Annotated in this window: 13 protein-coding genes; 8 read left to right on the top strand and 5 right to left on the bottom strand. The window is 68.6% G+C overall.

Annotated elements, in window-relative coordinates:
* Nucleotide 1 precedes the first annotated feature (1 nt).
* From WMF17_RS10070 to WMF17_RS10080, 3 genes are read right to left on the bottom strand one after another with little or no spacing between them, the layout of a single operon-like run.
* Complete coding sequence (locus WMF17_RS10070) at nucleotides 2–916, bottom strand: HTTM domain-containing protein (RefSeq protein ID WP_437649076.1); 915 nt, start codon at nucleotides 914–916, stop codon at nucleotides 2–4.
* Complete coding sequence (locus tag WMF17_RS10075; RefSeq protein WP_437649078.1) at nucleotides 913–1467, bottom strand: hypothetical protein; 555 nt, start codon at nucleotides 1465–1467, stop codon at nucleotides 913–915. Before WMF17_RS10075 ends, WMF17_RS10070 begins: the two co-directional genes overlap by 4 nt.
* Nucleotides 1464–3932, bottom strand: coding sequence for a hypothetical protein (locus WMF17_RS10080; RefSeq protein ID WP_437649080.1), 2469 nt, complete (start codon nucleotides 3930–3932; stop codon nucleotides 1464–1466). The genes WMF17_RS10075 and WMF17_RS10080 overlap by 4 nt, the downstream gene beginning before the upstream one ends.
* Nucleotides 3933–4358: 426 nt before the next feature.
* On the opposite strand from WMF17_RS10080, the gene WMF17_RS10085 reads away from it, so the two are divergent.
* Together WMF17_RS10085 and WMF17_RS10090 are read left to right on the top strand one after the other, a co-directional pair.
* Nucleotides 4359–6077 (top strand): hypothetical protein, encoded by a 1719-nt coding sequence (locus WMF17_RS10085; RefSeq protein WP_437649081.1) that lies wholly within the window; start codon nucleotides 4359–4361, stop codon nucleotides 6075–6077.
* 428 nt (nucleotides 6078–6505) lie between these two features.
* Nucleotides 6506–9310: a hypothetical protein gene (locus WMF17_RS10090; RefSeq protein WP_437649083.1), complete on the top strand. Its 2805-nt coding sequence runs from the start codon at nucleotides 6506–6508 to the stop codon at nucleotides 9308–9310.
* 41 nt (nucleotides 9311–9351) lie between these two features.
* Here the strand turns inward: WMF17_RS10090 and WMF17_RS10095 are convergent, their stop codons facing one another.
* Nucleotides 9352–9915 (bottom strand): hypothetical protein, encoded by a 564-nt coding sequence (locus tag WMF17_RS10095; RefSeq protein ID WP_437649085.1) that lies wholly within the window; start codon nucleotides 9913–9915, stop codon nucleotides 9352–9354.
* A gap of 612 nt (nucleotides 9916–10527) precedes the next feature.
* Between WMF17_RS10095 and WMF17_RS10100 the strand changes: the two genes are divergently transcribed.
* The 3 genes from WMF17_RS10100 to WMF17_RS10110 are packed head-to-tail and all read left to right on the top strand — an operon-like array spanning nucleotide 10528 to nucleotide 11692.
* On the top strand, nucleotides 10528–11094 hold the full coding sequence (locus WMF17_RS10100) for an RNA polymerase sigma factor (RefSeq protein ID WP_437649087.1): 567 nt from the start codon (nucleotides 10528–10530) through the stop codon (nucleotides 11092–11094).
* Complete coding sequence (locus tag WMF17_RS10105) at nucleotides 11091–11336, top strand: hypothetical protein (protein WP_437649089.1); 246 nt, start codon at nucleotides 11091–11093, stop codon at nucleotides 11334–11336. The genes WMF17_RS10100 and WMF17_RS10105 overlap by 4 nt, the downstream gene beginning before the upstream one ends.
* On the top strand, nucleotides 11333–11692 hold the full coding sequence (locus WMF17_RS10110) for a hypothetical protein (RefSeq protein WP_437649091.1): 360 nt from the start codon (nucleotides 11333–11335) through the stop codon (nucleotides 11690–11692). The genes WMF17_RS10105 and WMF17_RS10110 overlap by 4 nt, the downstream gene beginning before the upstream one ends.
* A gap of 739 nt (nucleotides 11693–12431) precedes the next feature.
* Here the strand turns inward: WMF17_RS10110 and WMF17_RS10115 are convergent.
* Entirely contained in the window at nucleotides 12432–13976 is a 1545-nt protein-coding gene (locus WMF17_RS10115) for an ISKra4 family transposase (RefSeq protein ID WP_437643636.1), read from the bottom strand.
* Between the two features lie 662 nt (nucleotides 13977–14638).
* Here WMF17_RS10115 and WMF17_RS10120 point away from each other — a divergent pair.
* The 3 genes from WMF17_RS10120 to WMF17_RS10130 are packed head-to-tail and all read left to right on the top strand — an operon-like array spanning nucleotide 14639 to nucleotide 17308.
* Nucleotides 14639–14872 carry a hypothetical protein gene (locus WMF17_RS10120; protein ID WP_437649092.1) on the top strand — a complete coding sequence of 78 codons (234 nt, stop codon included), beginning with the start codon at nucleotides 14639–14641 and terminating at the stop codon, nucleotides 14870–14872.
* Between the two features lies 1 nt (nucleotide 14873).
* Nucleotides 14874–15470 (top strand): hypothetical protein, encoded by a 597-nt coding sequence (locus tag WMF17_RS10125; protein WP_437649094.1) that lies wholly within the window; start codon nucleotides 14874–14876, stop codon nucleotides 15468–15470.
* Nucleotides 15471–15484: 14 nt separating this feature from the next.
* Nucleotides 15485–17308 carry a tyrosine-protein kinase family protein gene (locus WMF17_RS10130; protein WP_437649096.1) on the top strand — a complete coding sequence of 608 codons (1824 nt, stop codon included), beginning with the start codon at nucleotides 15485–15487 and terminating at the stop codon, nucleotides 17306–17308.
* The last annotated feature ends 90 nt before the right edge of the window (nucleotides 17309–17398 follow it).

Consider the following 17398-nt stretch of genomic DNA (forward strand, 5'->3'; position numbering starts at 1 on the left):
ATCAGGTGGTAGCCCCGCGGCGCGGGCGCCTCAGATCGCGCAGCTTCTCCAGCTCGAAGAACCCCGCGAACGCGACGCCGAGCAGCGGGTAGGGGAACAGGATCGCCATCGTCAGCAGCACGCCGAGGTGGAAGAGCCAGGCGGCGCCGCAGAAGACGACGGCGATGCGCCGGCTGAACAGCGCGAGCGGCGCGCCGAGCTCCATGGCCAGGCTGCAGAGCGCGAGCGGCGGGAACAGGAACCGGTAGCGGACCAGCGCGCCGCCGAGCGGAGAATGGGTGTCGCCGAGCGCGATCTTCCGCACGTTGTCGTAAGCGACGTAATTGCGGAGGATGTCGCTCAGCGCCCAGTCGAGCCCGCTGTTCCGGAGCTTGGTGACGCCCGCGATGAAATACGAAGTCACCGTGATCGCGCAGAACAGCCGGATCGGCCAGCCGTAGCGGCCGTCCGGCGCCGGCGGGGCGACGCCCGCGCGGCGCGCGGCCCGCGCGTCGAGCGAGAACGCGTCGGCCGCCGCGCCGAGGCTCAGCGCGATGACGTGGAGCACGAGGAGGTTCTCGGTGTGGAACACCATGCCCCAGGAGTTCCTGTAGGTCAGCACCCAGAGCAGCAGCGCGCTGAAGAGCGGCCCCGTGACGCGGAACCGGTAGCCGGCCACGAAGGCCGCGCCGGCCGCGATCGCCCCGCCGATCAAGGCGCGCACCGCCCAGAGAGGGAGCGGCGCGGACAGCACCGAGACGACGCCGATCGGCCTGAAGCTCCCCGGAGGCAGGTGGCCCACCCCCTGGAGGTGCACCGCGCGGACGCAGAGGTACACGAGGGCGAAGCCGCCGACGAGGAGCCGCAGGATCGCGAGCCGCTCGGCGGGCGCCTCGGCGAAGAAGGCGCGGTCGAGCCGGTCGAGGAGCCGCCTCATCGCGCGCCCACCTTGCAGGTCGCGTGGAGCTTCGAGTCGACCGGGGCCTCCTGCCCGTCAAAGAACGCCACGGCGTCGAAGGTGTCGGTCCGGATCTCGATCTTGACGACGTCCGCGTAGCGGTCCTGCTCCGCGACGCGCGCCGCGATGCCGCGGCAGAGCGCGCGCGCCGCGCGGGCGCCCTGGCGGATGCTCTGCGCCAGCGTGGCCTTGGCCTGCAGCACCTCCTCGCTGCCCACGAGGCGCGGCGGGATCGGCCGCCGCTCGCCCCGGGAGTCCACGCCGATGGCGCGCTCCACCGGGGTGCGCGCGTCGTGGCGACCCCACGAGAACATCGGGTAGGTCGACAGCGGGAAGCTGTCGACGGGAGGGCGGCGGAACAGCGGGGCGAGCATGAGGAGCACGAGCCCCGCGGTCACGCCGTACGCGTAGGCCTTGCGCTCGCCCCATCGAGCGCCCTCGCCCGGGCGCGCCCCGCCGCCGGCGGCCGCGCTCCCGGCCGCCCCACCGCCGGCGGCCGCGTCCCCGGCCGCCCCGCCGCCCGCGCTCACAGCGGCCCCGCCGCCGGCGCGCTCCGCCCGGGCACGAGCCCCAGCATCCTGCCCCCGTGGCCGAGCGCGGCCCAGGCGTGCTGCACGTAATCGATGCGGATCCGGGGGGACGCCATGCTCTCGCTGAAGCCGCCCTCGATGATCACGCCGCGGCTGCAGGCGAAGCAGGTCGCGGGCGACCACTGCTGCCGCACGAGGAAGCCGAGCACCCGCTGCATCAGCGCCCGGTCCCGCGTGAGATCCTCGCCGCGCCCCTCCTTCACCGCCATCGCCGCGGCCAGCGCCTCGCCGAACCCCGCCGTCGACGTGTTGTGCGGCGGCAGCACGTTGCCGAACCCGTACCCGCCCACGAGATCGGGCGCCACCTCGCTGTCCTCGTCGAGCACGAGCCGCGACTTGAACGCCACGTAGTCGAGGCAGAACCGCTCGTAGTCGTCCCGGCGGTGGTGGCCGAGCGCCGCGCGCGCCGCGAGGCAGTGCCAGTTCTCTTCCATGTATACGAAATCACTAGCAAAATGGTCCCAGTAGCGGTTCGCGTAGTGGTCCATGGCCCGGTCGACGGCGGCGCGCACCGCGGCGGCGGGCGGGAGCTCGGGCCTCGGCTCGCGGGCGGCGAGCGCCTCGAGCAGCGTGAGCGCGAGCACCGACTGGCCGCCCTCGTAGAGCTGCGTCGGGCCGAGGATCGGCGCGACGCGCGCGAGGTCGAGCTGCGGCGCGAAGCCGCCGTCGTCCCGCTGCGTCGCGAGCACCATGCGGGCGAGCCGCCCGATGAGCGCGTCGTGCGCGTCGCCGACGACGTCGCGGCACGAGAGGAACGCGACGAGGCTCAGCGCCGTGGGGTTGAGGTTCGCGACCGTCCCGGGGCTGTCGGCGGGGTAGAAGAGCGCGCCGACGGCGCCGCCCTCGCCGGCCTTGCGCTCCAGCTTCGCGAGCAGCCCGAGCGAGCGCTGCACCGCCTTGCCGAGCGCCCGCGGCGCCGGCGCGCCGCCTTCGCCGCTCCCGAGCTCGCACAGGGCGAGCGTGGTGCCGGCCTGTCGCGCGATCGAGAACCCGTCGAACGAGGCGCGCCCGGTGAACGGGTCGACGATGTAGCGGAACATGCCGTCCTTCCGCTGCGCGCCGAGGATGTAGCGCTGGGCCGCGGCCGCCGCCCGCTGGGCGGTCGCCTCGGTGAGCGGCACCGACGGCTCGCCGATCCGGGACAGGAGGTGGAGCTCGCCCGCGGCGTCGACCGCGTAGCTGAGCGTCTCGATCCGCGCGAGGCCGCTCCTCAGCGCGGCGTCGTCGGGGCCGGCGGGGCCGTGGCCGCCGGGCGGCTCGGGCTCGCCGAGGGCGCGGCGCAGGACCGCGAGGTCCACGCCGAAGCGGAAGTCGGGGACGCCGGCGAGCGGCGCGTTCGTGTTGAACGCGTCGAGCGCGATGAGCTGCCACGGCAGGAGGCACCGCTCCGCGAGGCAGATGCCGTCGAGCCCGGGGCGCAGCGACAGCCCCGCGAGGCCCGGGCCGGGGGAGTCGAGCGGCTGCACGGCCGAGACGACGTCGATCTTGAGGGGGCCGCGCAGCGCCTCGGCGAGCGCGCCGCGCAGCGCCGCCGCAGGGTCGTCGCCGGGCGCGGGCTGGAGGCAGCGGGTGGCGACGGCGGCGCTCTCGGGCTCCTTCGCGCGGGCGAGGTGGGTGACGACGAGGGTGGGGCGGTCGGGCTCCGGGGGCGCGGCGCACGCGGCCGGCGCCGTGGTCATGAGCGACGGCGCCTTGGCCGGCGGCGCGGGGAGCGCGTCGAAGGACGAGAGCGCCTCGCGCAGCGCCGCCCCGGTGCGCGACGGGGCGCCGCCGGGCACGGGCAGGACGTCGGCCTTGGCGACGCGGTGGCGGAAGAGCAGCGAGAGCGCGGCCAGGAGCGCCAGCGCGGCGAGCGCGGCGAGCGCGGGCGAGGGCCGGCGGTTCGGGCGGAGCAGGCGGAGGCCGCCGGTCGATGCGACGCCCCAGCAGGCGAGCGGCAGCGTGAGGAGCGCGACGACCGCCCAGACCGCGAGCAGCGCCGCGGCGATGCCGGTGCCGAGGCCGCGGTTGAGCGAGGCGACGTAGACGGCGGAGGAGAGGAGCCCGAAGCTCAGGAAGGCGAGGTAGCCGAGCGAGGTGAAGGACGTCGCGCGGAAGGCGCGTGGCGCGAGGGGGTGGGGGAGGAGCGAGAGCGCGGCGGTCGCGGCGTGGAGCAACGCGAGCGCGGCGGTGACCACGGCGAAGAGCGTCCACGGGCGGAAGGGGAGGGAGAGGGCGGCCCAGGTGAAGACGGGGGCGTGGAGGGCGCTGAGCAGCCCGACGGCCCAGCGGCGGGGCGGCGGGGGCGTGGAGGCGGCGGCGCCGCGGTCGGGGCGCGCGGGGGCTTCCGCGGTTCGGGGGGCCGGGGGGGCGCTGTCCTGGAGCGGAGCCGGGGGCGCGGGGGGGTCGCTGTCGGGCGCCTGCATGGTGCGGCGACGCTTATCACGATGGCGGTCGAGGACCCCCGGGGTTCGAGGCGATCGGGGCTCCACGCCGGGGGGGCACCGGCGGACCATCCACGTACTGGATGCGCCTCGCGAGCTGCGCCGTGAGCGTGTGCAGCGGCGCAACCAGGAGCAGGGAGACACCTCGGCTCGCTCGCGGTTGGCGCGAGGGGTTGCCGTCGCTGGTCGGAACAGTACCTGGACTGGGCGATCGAGCCGAGCGACGACGGCGGGCTTCGGAAGCCGGCGGGCGCGACGGGGCAAGCGCTCCGCGCCTGAGCGGCCGGGGCCATCGCGGCCCGCCCCGGGAGGCTCTGCCGCGATGCGCGGCGGGCGATGGGCATCGGACGTCCTATGGATGCGCAGCGCGCAAAGGCGAGACCCGGCGTCCGGCGCCTTCTCGCGGCCTTGCTCCTCGCAGCGCCGCTCCTCTGGATGAGCTGCGGCCGGCCGGCCGCTCGGGTGCCCGCCGCGCGCCGGGTGGAGCCGCGCGTGCGGGCCGTCCTGGAGGCGTACGTCGCCGCTGGGCGCCCGGCGCCGCCGGCCGAGGGATCGGTCCCGCTGCTGCTCGTCGCCGACGCCATGCCGGGCGCGCCCGCGCCCGCGAAGCGCCCGCCGGAGGCGCTGCCGCCGCCGGAGGTCGTCGTGTCGGTGGCCGTGCCGTTCGCGCCGGGCGCGCTGCGCGACGCGCGGCGCCTCCGCCTGCGCGACGGGCGCGGCGCGGCGGTCCCGCTCCGCGCGAAGCCCCTCGCGGTCTGGCCCCGGGGCCGCTCGATCCGCAGCGCGCTCCTCGTCTTCCGCGCCGCGCTCGCGCCCGGAGAGCGCGCGATCTACACGCTGGACTTCGGCGCGCTTCAGCCCGGCTCACCCTCGCAGCGCGCCGACCCGCCGGTCCCTCAGACCCCCCAGGCCGCCCAGCCCTCGCAGCCCCCCCAGGCCTCGCAGCCGACCGCGCTCGACGAGGCGCTCCTGCCGAGCCCGGACGGCCCGATCGCCGCGGTGCTGCCGCCCTCGTGGTACGCGGCGAGCCGGGTGTGCGGGCCGCAGCTCCCCGCCATCGACGATCGCCGCTTCCCCGGGTTCGAGAGCGGCATCGAGCGCGCGCTCGCCCGCATGACGCCCGCCTACGACACGTACGGCGTCAGCTGCTCGGGCGCGCACCGCACGTACTACGACGGTCCGCACGCGCTCTATCAGCGCTTCCTCCGGCACGGCGACGCCGCCCGGTACCGGCGCGCGCGCGCCGAGGCCGTCTGGTACCGGCAGCACGAGCTCCGGTTCTCGCCCGACCGCCGGCTCGCGGTCCACGTGTGCGAGAAAGCCGACTGGACCCCGGCGGCGCCCCTCTCATGGCAGGTCCTCCGGCGCATGCTCGGCCAGGGGATGCTCGACGATTACCTGCTCACCGGCGACCCGGCGGCAAAGGAGGCGGTCCTCGCGATGGGCGAGGCGCTTCGGCTGAACCTGGCCGCCCTCACCGGCGGGAAGAAGGAGGACGTGCTGCGCACGACCGAGCGCAACATGGCCTGGGCGATGATGACGCTGTCGAGCTACTACGCGATCGACCCGCGGCCGGAGCTCCTCTCGGCGCTGCGCGGGCTCGCCGATCGCACGGTGGCGTGGCAGCGGCAGGGCGCGTCGGGCGCGTTCGAGCACGACCTCAATCGCGCCGACCCGTCGGAGTGCGAGCGCGGCCCGCGCGGCGGCTCGCCGTTCATGACCGCGCTGCTCGTCGACGCGCTCATGGACTACCACGCGCTCACCGACGACCCGCGGATCCGCGACGTTGTTGCGCGCGCGGCGGGCTGGCTCGCCGAGCGCGCGATCACGTCGGACCGGCGCGCGTTCCGGTACCTGTGGGGTTGCGAGACCGACGCATACGACGACAGCGGGACCGCCGACCTCAACTTGCTGATCGTGCCCGCGTTCGGCGCCGCCTACGCGCTGACGGGCGATCCGCGGTGGATCGACGTGGGAGACGCGCTGGCCGACGTCGGCGTGAAGGAGATGCGGGCGAAGCAGCCCAAGCACTGGAACCAGGCGATGCGCGCGTTCGGGCGCTACCTCGGGTACCGCGCGGCGCTCGCCGGACCGGCGATGGCAGGGCCGCTGTCGGCCGGCCGCTGAGCGAGGCCTGCGCGCCGGGGCGCAGCCCCCGCCTGCGCCCGGGCCGCGGGTCGCTCAATGCCCGTCCTTGCGCAGGGCAGCGACCCCGTTGCGGGCGCCCTCGCCATCGGCTCTACAGACGGTCGGGTCGTGGGCCAGCTTGAACACGAAGGCGTGAAGCGGGGAGAAAAGGTCAATGATCTTCCCGCCTTCCCGACTTCCCGCCTTCGTGTGAATTCTTTCTCGCCAATGTGACACCTGCCGGGGCGCCCGCGGCGACGCCGCGGTGGGTGTGTCGGTGCGAGTGTGCTGAGCTTGGCGATCGTTGGCGCAGCCGCGGCGCGATATTGCAATTCGGGTGGACCGTGAATAGCCTCGATCCTTCCCATCTTATCGTTCGATTGTTGTCTTCATCATCCCGAGGAAACCCTCATTCCCGGAGGTGGCTCATGGTCTCGCCATCCGTCCTACGCAATATTCTCCCCCGTCTCGCAGCGACTTCCACCCTGCTCGCGTGCCTCGCTGCCGGCAGATCGGCCCAGGCGGCGTCGCCTTACACGCTCTTCGAGAGCGGCCACGTGCGCCCGCTCGCGCTCTCGCCTGACGGCAAGCTGCTCTTCGCCGTCAACACCCCCGACAATCATCTCGAGGTGTATCGCGTCAAGAACCATGGTATCGAGCATCGCGCCTCCATCCCCGTCGGCCTGGAGCCGGTGGCCGTGGCGGCGCGCAGCGATACCGAGGTCTGGGTCGTCAACCATCTGTCCGACAGCGTGAGCGTGGTAGAGCTCAGTCAGGGCGCGCATGCTGGCCGGGTCGTGCGGACGCTGCTCGTGGGCGACGAGCCGCGCGATATCGTCTTCGCCGGTCCCGGGAAGGGACGCGCCTTCATCACGGCGGCCCACCGGGGCCAGAACGTGCCGTTCGACCCCCAGCTCACCACCCCGGGCGTGGGCCGGGCGGACGTCTGGGTCTTCGACGCGGGCAACCTCGGCGCGACGCTCACGGGCACGCCGCTCACGATCATCACGCTGTTCAGCGACACCCCGCGGGCGCTGGCGGTGACCCCGGACGGCAGCAAGGTCTACGCGGCGGCCTTCCACTCGGGCAACCGCACAACCGCGATCCACGAGGGCCTGGTCCCGAACGGCGGGGAGGCGGCGGGGGGCGTGCCCGGGCCGGCGACCAACGTCGAGGGTATTCCGCATCCGGAGACAGGGCTCATCGTCAAGTGGAACGGCGCCCACTGGGTCGACGAGCTGAACCGGCCCTTCGACGACCTGGTCCGGCTCTCGCTGCCCGACAAGGACGTGTTCGTGATCGACGCGAACGGGAGCCCGCCGGCGCAGCTGCCCGGCGCCGCGGGGTTCTACACCGGCGTCGGCACCATCCTCTACAACATGGCGGTCAACCCGGTGAGCGGGAAGGTGTACGTATCGAACACCGAGGCGGGGAACGAGAAGCGCTTCGAGGGGCCGGGGATCTTCGCCGGCCAGACCGTCCGGGGTCACCTGCACGAGAGCCGGATCACCGTCCTCGGCCCGGCCGGCAGCGTCACGCCGAGGCACCTCAACAAGCACATCGATTACGATGCGTGCTGCGCGCCGATCCCGAACGCCGAGAACCAGAAGAGCCTCGCCCTGCCGCAGCAGATGGCCGTCACGAGCGACGGCAAGACGCTGTACGTGGCGACGATCGGATCGTCCAAGATCGGGGTCTTCAGCACCGCCGCCCTCGAGAGCAACACCTTCACGCCGAGCACCGCCAGCCAGATCCAGGTGCCCGGCGGCGGCCCGACCGGGCTCCTGCTCGACGAGGCCAAGCGGCGCCTTTATACGATCACGCGCTTCGATAACGCGATCTCGGTCATCAGCACGGTGACGAGGTCCGAGATCGCGCACGTGCCCATGCATCACCCCGAGCCGCCGAGCGTGATCGCCGGTCGCCGGTTCCTCTACGACGCGTCGTTCTCGTCCAGCCACGGGGACTCGTCGTGCGCGAGCTGCCACGTGTACGGCGATTTCGACAGCCTGGCCTGGGATCTCGGGAACCCGGACGAGGTGGTCGTCGACATCCCCGGGCCGTTCGAGTCACACCCGCTGGACTTCGGGATCCCCGACACCCACCACCCGATGAAGGGGCCGATGACGACGCAGAGCCTCCGGGGGATGGCGAACCACGGGCCCATGCACTGGCGCGGCGATCGCACCGCGGGCGCCGAGGAGCCGAGCGCGCACCCGGACAGCGGGACGTTCGACGAGGTGGCGGCGTTCAAGAAGTTCCAGGCAGCGTTCCCGGACCTCGTGGGGAGGAGCGAGTTCATCCCCGACGCCGACATGCAGGCGTTCGCCGACTTCATCCTGCAGGTCACTTACCCGCCCAACCCGATCCGGGCGCTGGAGAACTCGCTCACCCCGGCGCAGCAGGCCGGGCGCGATTTCTTCTTCAACAACGTGTCCGACTTCAGCGAGGAGGGGACCTGCGTCTCCTGCCACGTGCTCGACCCGCACGCGAACGAGGAGCTCGGCGTCGCCGCGCCCGGCTTCTTCGGCGGGGACGGCCGGTATACCTTCGACCTGGAGACGGAGGCCTTCAAGTCGCCGCACTTCCGCAATCTGTACCAGAAGGTCGGCATGTTCGGGATGGCGGACAACGAGCTCTTCCCTGGCAGCGACGATTTCATGGGCGATCAGGTCCGCGGCTTCGGCTTCAACAATGAAGGCGGCGTGCCCACGCTCTTCCGGTTCGTGAGCTCGGCGACCCCCGACATGGGGTTCAACCAGTCTCCGCTCACCCCGGGCGGGTTCCCGCCGGGGCCGGAGGGCGACGTGATGAAGCGCGAGCTGGAGCAGTTCCTGCTCGCGTTCGACAGCAATCTGGCGCCGATCGTGGGACAGCAGGTGACGCTCACAAAGCAGAACGCAGCTGCGGCGGGGCCGCGGATCGATCTCCTGCGTGCGCGGGCCGACGCGGGCGAGTGCGATCTCGTGGTGAAGGGTCTGCACAGCCATGAAGTGGAGGGCTTCCTTTACGTCGGCTCAGGCCTGTTCGTCGGCAACCGGCTCTGCGACCCGCCGATCACCGGGGCCGCGCTGCGGCACCGGGCTTCGCGCAAGGGCGGCGAGCTGACCTACACGTGCGCCCCGCCGGGCTCCGGCGAGCGCATCGGCCTCGATCGCGACGGCGACGGCTTCCGCGACGGCGACGAGGCGGACGAGGGCAGTGACCCGGCAGACCCGTCGAGCACGCCCTGACGGGCCCAGGCGCGTCGCGCGCGGAGCGCGGCGCGCCTGCGCTATCCTGCGGGCCGGAGCCGGAAGGCGCCGCACTCCGGGTGCTCGATGCGCCCGGCGAAGAGCGAGCCGTCGAGCGCGAGGTCGCCCTTCATGCTCACGGTGACGTAGTTGGGAGGGCGCTCGAGCCAGGCGCCGGGCGAGAACGCCGCGGTGCGCGTCTCGGGGTCGTAGCGGCCGCTCATGAGGTACTTTCCCGATGTGCCGGATGCGGCATGATGGAAGTCGAACACGGCCTTGATCCGGTCGCCCTGGACCCGGAGGATCCGGAACGTCATTGCTGTCGTGCCTTGCGGGCAGTCGTAATCGCCGATCCCGGTGCGCGTCCGCTCGAACGGGCTCTCGCCGCGGGGCTCGTCCGGCACCCAGCCGTCGGCGGCCACCGCCGCCGCCGGGGGCGGCTCGTGGATGACGATATAGACCGTCTCGGCGGGAGGCGGCGGCTCCGGCGCGCGCGGGTCGCCCAGGGTAGGGGCGGGGCCGCAGGCGGCGAGCAGGAGGGCAGCGCAGGGGGCGCGGCGCAGGGCAGAGCGCCGTGGAGGGGCGGAGGCGTTCGCGGTACCCATGGGCGGGAGGGTACCACAGGGACGCGCGGGGCTCGCGCGCAGACTGGACGAGGATGAGGCGTCCGGTGCTCGGATCGGCACGGGCCGGCGCCCTGTGGATGGCGAACAGGTAAGCGGGGAAGGAGACCAGGGGTTTGTCTCGCCCGGGACGAACGTGTTCTATCCGTCGCGGCACTTGCCGCCTGCGAAGTGCGAGCGTTCGTGGATTTCGTTGTCTCTTCCGTCGTGACCTGACCGGGAGCGACGGGCGGCCTGACTGTGATGAACGTCGGCCCGCACTTGTGCGCGCCGACGGTTTGTTGACCGCCAAAACAGTGCGGCCCGCGGGTGTTGGTAGCACCCCGGGCCGCGTGGCCGAACCCCGAGTCACCGAGGTCCGACATGCTGACCGTAGTTCGCCCGCCGTCCGCGGGCCAAGGGAGCGGCGCGCCCGCGCGCCGCCGCTCGCTCGCTTGCCTCCTCCTTAATAGAGCCTGAGATCGGCCGGCCGCGCACGCTGGCCGGCGTCGCCAGCGGATCGCCCGCCTGGCGTGCTCCCGTGGCGCGCCTGCGCCGCGCACCCGTGGCGCGCCTGCGCCGCGCTCCCGTCGCCGCAACCTACGGGAGGAGCGGGTGAAGCGCCCGCGGAAGGGGGCTCACCGCCCGCCTGCCGCGCGACATCCCAGGAAGCGCCCGCCGATCGAGGCGATCCTTGCGGAGCGCTCGGTCATCCTCGCGGTGCTCATCGCCAGCGGCGTCCCGGCGCGTGATCGCGAAGATGTAGCCCAGGGAATCCTGCTGAACGCCTGGCGCTCCGTGCGTCGCGGCATGTACCGGCCCGATCCCAAGGTCGAGCCGCGCGCGGCGCTGCGCGCCTGGCTCTACGGCGTCAGCTGGCGCAAGACCGGGCACTACCTCGGCAGCGCGTGGGTGCGGCGGGCGGTTCTTCATGCGCAACCCCTCGGCCGGCTCCGCGAGCCCATCGGCCCCGACCTCGAAGCGCAGGTCGACGAGCGCGAGGTGCTGCGGGCTCTGGCCGAACTACCGGCCTGGCAGGCAGAGGCGCTGCTCTCCGTGGACGACCCGGAGTCGCTCGCCGCGTACGCCAAGCGGCGCGGCATGAGCCGAGGGACCGCGGCGAGCCGGCTCCGCATCGCCCGCAAAGCGCTCGCCCTGAAGCTCCGGAGGTGGCGGCGATGAACGACCGAGAGACGCGCCGCGTGCTGACCCTGGAGGATCTCACCTACATCGCGGAGCGGGCGCGCGCCCTGGAGTCCTACGCCGTCGCGTCCTGGGACCGCGAGCGGCTCTGGGCCGCTGTGCTCGACGCCCAGATGGAGGCGAGGACCCGCGTCGAGCGCGAGGCCGTAGCCGAGGCGCGCGGCGCGTTGCAGATCCTCGACGCCATCGAGCGGCACTTCGTGCGGAAGGGGGCGCGATGAACTTCAACATCCGTGATCCGAAGCACCGGCACAGCCTCACCTTCCCCGGCAAGCCGGTTACCCGCAGCGTCTCGCCCGACGACATCGAGCGCTATCTCAAGGACCGCGGCTACCTGCCGGCCCTGTCCGTCGAGCACGGCTGGCCCAGGGGCATCGCCTACATGTGGTGGCCGCCGAGGTGGCCGGACCCGCGCACCCCGCCGATCCACATCCGGCCCCGCCATGTGCCCGGGCCGCGGCTGTGCTCGCAGCCGCTGGAATCGGTCATCGAGATCATCGCCCACAACGAGGACCGCACCCCGGGCGAGGTGCTGCGTGAGATCGCCGTGATGGCGCTGATGGCCGGGGGCGAGTAGGTCGGCCGTTTCCCTCCATCCCCAGATATACCTCCCCCGGCGAAGTGCTCGACACACCGCGACGGGCCAGGGCATGAAGCGCTGGCTTCGGCTACGGAAGATGTGGCCGACTCTGCCGTTGACCAACCGGATGGAAACCTCGTCCATCACCAGTCCCACAGCCGGACTGGCCGACCTTCAGCCGGGCGCACCGCCGCGGGTTCCTTGCCCCCGAACGACCGGAGGAACTGAGCCGGCCAGCGCCTCGGGTAGCGGAGCGCATTCGCTCCCTCATCGGCGTCGGCGCGGCATCGACCCGATCGCCTGGCGACGCGGTGAGAACAACTTCAGTGACTTCTAGATGTAGGTCCGATAGCATCCGCGGTGGATGGCACCGCTCGACCTATTCGCAATGGCTACGGCCAACGAAGCCGCACTACTGGACAGGCTCGAAACTCGTCGCACTGCCATGGTCGGCCACAACGTCGCTCAACTAAATCTATTCTGCCAGAGCATAAGAGAGCATAGCGGCATCTCGATAAACATGAAGCCGCACAAGCTCATCGTGTTCTTGCGTCGCGGACGATACCTCAGCATATACGAAATCGCCAATGACCTCGCAGCTACTTCTGGACGCAGTGCAGAGGACGAACTTCGCGCGATGCAGGACAAGTATTATGATCGCCGGGTCTTCTTTGACAGATCCTTCGAAGACGGAGAACGATTCGGGTGCGGCTCTTCTGGAACGAGGGCGTTTTGCTCATTTCACCCGGCGCAGTTTGGGTCGAGGCGGCGGCAGCGGTGAGGGGACATCGCCTCCTGCATAACGTGCACGGTGCGTTCGGTCATGCTCCTGCTGCAGGTGGAACGCCCAGTAGGCTTCGAAGTCGCCGCTCGAGCGCAGCGAGCGGAGGCGCAGCACCGCCTCTGCGCCTTGGAGCGACCAGCGAGCCCCGGTGCGGTCCATGCGATCCTTGACGAGATGGCGGCATGCGCCCTCGATCACCCCCGTGGCGATGGGCAGCCCCGCTGCGAGCGCGCGATCGTAGTGCAAGAGCGTCCGATGCTTCACGAGGTAGCCGATGCAGGTATCGAGCGTCACCGCTGTCCCCATGTCCACCACGCGGCTGCTGGCATGGCGCCGGATGGTGCTGGCAATGGCTCCGGCCGTGCGCCCCGCGAGCAGCTCGTGCAGCCGGCACGTCACCCACTGCTCGACCTCCTTGGTCCCGTCGGCGAAGAAGCAGTGCGCGGCCTTCCAGAGATATTCAAGCACGTGGATGATATCGAGGACTATTGTGATCTCGACGCATGCCTTCTTCGCGGCGCGCTTGACCAGGGTGATCTGGTCCTTGTTGCCGTCGACCAGCACCACCCACCGCCGAAGGCGTTCCGGATCGCGACGCAGGCCTTCAGCAAACGCCGCCGAGATCACCTCTCGCGATGACTTCTCCACGCTCGCCCAGACCCGTTTGTTCACCGGCCGCGGCCGTTGCGCGGCGACGTCATGCACAGGGCGCAAGTCGTTCACGATGTCGTCAGGCGTGCGGACCCAGGGGTCTATCGTGTAGAGGGTGGCGACCTCGGCCATTCGCTTCCGGTTGCGCTTCTCGCCCTTGGCGAGGCGCTTCGTGAGCTTGTGTTTCCCCGCTTCCGCAGCCTTCCGCGTCGCAGGTCGGAGGTCTTCGCGCCGCATCGCGATCCCCTTGCCGTCGAAGCTGAGTACCAGCAGCGCCTGAGTGTCCTCGACTTCGACGGCGCGGGTGGAGTAGAACGCATCGAAGTCCTGCGCGGCGCGCTCCGCGAGCTCCTCCACCTGGCGCTTCGGCACCGCGGCGCCGGTCGATTTTCTCAATCCCTCAACGACCTCATCGAACGAGCTGCGGGCGGCGCTCTCGGCGACGTAGCGACGGACGCTGTGCGAGTAGAGCTCGTCCGGGAGGCTCAGCGCCGCATCCATCGGATGAAGACCGGGGACGCCCGGCGCCTGATAGGCCGCGCGTGGCACATCGACCTCTCCGACGACCGACATGAGCGCTCTGCTGCTGAGACGTCGATGCTTGCGCTGAACGCCGTCCGCGCCCTTGACCTCCACGGGCCTTTCGCGCTCGGCCCGAAGCTCGAGGTGGGCCTGGAGGAGCCGCCGCTGGTACTCGCGCCCCTCGTCGACGACGAACCCCTCCAGCTCGGCATGCGTGCTCTCCATCGACTCGGATGACCGAAGATGCTTCTCCATGGCTTCTGCCTGCTCCCGGGCGCTCTCGAAAGGGTCCTGACCTGCTGCAACGGCGTACGCGGCGCTCACGACCAAGTCCTCCTGCCGGTCCAACCTGCCTGTCGGGACCGGCCTCTTGCAGAGGCCATGGATACGTCAGATTCGTGGAATTTCAACGCGTTGCATTTTCGCGCCCGGAATTATCACCTGTGGCGAAGTATACGATCGTCAATCCGTCGAATGTGGCCTCGCCCGCGCCCGGATTCTTTCACCTCTCGCGGCCGAACCTGGGCTGCGGCTTCGCGCTTGGGCCGGCGGATAAGTGCACGGCATCAACGTCGCAGGGGGGCCAAGTCCACCGGCTACGTCGACGGGCGTCTGCGTCGATGTGATAGGGGCGCGGTCCCAGGGACCGCGCCTTCGGCGCAACACCATGAAAGCGCACGGACTTTTGTCGTCGCCAAGGATCTACACCCGAACGATTCCTCTATGGTGCCCTGAACATCGGCGGTGCAGGCGCATCAGAGTATGGTCTATTCTGCGTTTTTCTAAACGAAGATGGAATCCGCGCCATCCGAAGCGCATTTGTACCTGGCAACAGCCTCGAACGATACGTAAATGACACGCCCACCCTCACGCTAGACGAAGGCGCTCTCCGGCAGGAGGTAGCGACTCCCGATCAGCGACATTGCCTCGCCGCGCTTAAGCATGCGGACGAACTCATCTCGACAGCAGCGCCGGACTGGGCCACGATGCTCTGCTCCCGGGAGCAGTTTGTGGAGGCGATTTTCGTCGGAAACGTCTCGCCAAGTAGCGTGGCGGAGCTAAGGATAAAGCAGGAGGAGCTGCTCCGCTTATCAGACCTCGCATTTGATGATATGATGGGAACGTTGGCGCCCAGCGATCGAGTCGAACTCGATCAATTTCGCGAATCCATGGAACTGTTAGAAAGCATGGAGTTCGCTCGGCGGATCAGGGAGGTGTAAGGTGATCTCTGTACTGGCGCTGGATCGAAACGACGGTTGGGTATTCGCGAGAGAAGGTGAAAGAATTCTGCTTCTTCGTCCACCATACCGTCTTTCCGACGCAATAACTGTGTCCGAGGTGGTCGTGCAACGCGCCGTAACGCAATATGCCTACGTGGCCTGTAATCGCGACTTTCCGGCGTGGACTGACGTCGTTGCGTTTGCTCGAGAAGAAGTTGCTCAGAGCCGCAAAGCTGAGGGACGTACGCTTCCCGAAGAAGGCGTCGGAAGAGCACTGCTGCGAAACGCACCGGCCAGTACAATCGAGCGCTTTCTGGAACGCATCCGGTCGGAGCTGTTGCCGCGATCAGAGTTCAACGCGGCGGAGAGAATTCTTGCAGCGCTTCAGATTGAGTCTCTTCGATTGCGTGAGTCGCCAGAGCTCAGTCGCCGTGTAGCGGAACTACTCGCCGATGTCCTAAAACGGCGAGAAGAGAGAATTGCGCGACTCATTCGTAAAGAAGAGACCTTCCCTCGTCTCGCGAGGCGTGGCCGTCTCGACATAAGCATGCAATATGGACAGCAGGTAGCACGCGCAGGGTCCATGTTCGCTCGATAGTAAGGAACACGCGCATGCACACCATCACGTTTTATTCTTACAAGGGTGGAGTTGGGCGCTCGCTTGTCGTCGCAAACGTCGCCAATTATCTGGCCCGCATGGGCAGAACAGTATTTCTTCTCGATTTTGATCTAGAGGCGCCTGGACTTCACTACAAATTCGGTCTGGAGCATGGAGGTGCGCTCAAGGTAAAGCAGGGACTCGTCGACATCCTATACCAGTTCTCAACGAATCGCAGCCTGCCAGAGACGCTAAGCGAGTATGTTATTGATATAGAATCAAACTTCTCAAGCTCGGGGAAGATTCACCTGATCTCGGCTGGTAATGCACCATCTCCGGACTATTGGAAGAAGTTGTCGAAGGTGGATTGGCATGCACTTTTTTATTCCGAAGCAGCGTATGGAATTCCACTCTTTCTTGAACTCAAGGCGTTCATCGAGGAGGCATACGACCCGGACGTAGTATTGATCGATGCCAGAACAGGAATCACAGAGATGGGCGGCGTCGCCACGACGGTGCTTTCAAACCAAGTGGTATGTCTTATGCTACCAACGAGCGAACACCTTGAGGGTACGAGGGGTGTTATGCATGCCATACGCAATGCGCCGCGGATCGAGGGCGGTTCCGAGCTCGAGATAGTTGCCGTGCTGTCGCGCTTACCGCAAAAGAAGGATGCAGACGAGACAGTCGACGTCGCCAAAGTCAAGAATTTCTTAAACGAGCCAATTGACGCGCTAGGATCACGTTTGAGCATTGCAGACATTCTGGTCCTGCATCGGGATCCAAAGCTGGAAGAGCGCGAGCATATTCTCATTGGCAGCAATCGAAGACTCAACGATTCACCACTTCTGCGCGACTACGTTCGACTGTGTGTAAAACTGATTCCAGACAGTGAGATCGAGAATTCCATCGGACGGGTCATTGAGGTGATCCAAAAACGGACATTCCACGAGCCGGACGAAGCTGAGAAGGCTATAGAGGATTTGTGCACATATAATCCCCACCCGGAGGCGTACAGGGCTCTACTGGACATGTATCGGCTTCGACGCAGGAACTTCTCGAAGCGGCTGGAGGCGGCGCACGCCCTCTGGAACCTCACCGGCGATGCGCGCGATAAGCGTCTCTGGGAGGCGATCCAGGACTACAGATTCGACAGAGAGAAATCACTCGACGAGGATTTACTCAACCTTATTGAGTTGATATGGCGATCCCATGGATCTAAAGATCCAAAATTTGGAATGGCGATCGTTCATAGCTATGAGGCAGCAGGGCTCTATGCACAAGCGCTAGGCGTGCTCGATACACTCGTCTCTATCCATGAACCCACGCCCGACGCAGTCGTCAAGTTTATCAATCTGCTCCTCCAAGAAGGCCAAAGGAGCCGTGCCGAAGAGCAGATTGAGCGATTCAAGGCACACATGTCCACTTCCCCTCGATTCCTCGAGACTTGGACAGAGACAGTGCTTGCTAGTGAATCGACCAACAAGATCGCTGCGTTGGTCGCCGATCCACTATTCAAGCTGGACGTGCTTGCGCAACACAGGCCCGTACTGGCGGCACGCGTGCGAGTTTTCACAGGGGAATACGAAAGCGCCAACGAGACATTTGCCTCGACAAGAATAGTATCAGGGCTATCGAGGAAGGAGGTAGTACAACTCGGAGCACTCGCGCGAGACCTCAACAAACTCGATACGTTCGAAACCAGACTGTCGAAGGCGTCGACGCCTGCCGCAACAAAAGATATATTACAGTCGATCCGGGAGATCCCGCCGCTGCCAGTACCGGATGACTTTGGTACTGGATACGGCGGCAACGATGATGATGATATTCCGTTTTGACTGGCAACACCCTGCTCCGGATGAAGAGCCCGCACCGCGCCACCCCGCTCCGGCTCGACGCCTCGCCCGCCGCCGCCCTCGACCCCGTGC

Origin of the sequence: Sorangium sp. So ce362, assembly GCF_051519845.1 — a bacterium.
In the GTDB taxonomy this organism is placed as follows: Bacteria; Myxococcota_A; Polyangia; order Polyangiales; family Polyangiaceae; genus Sorangium.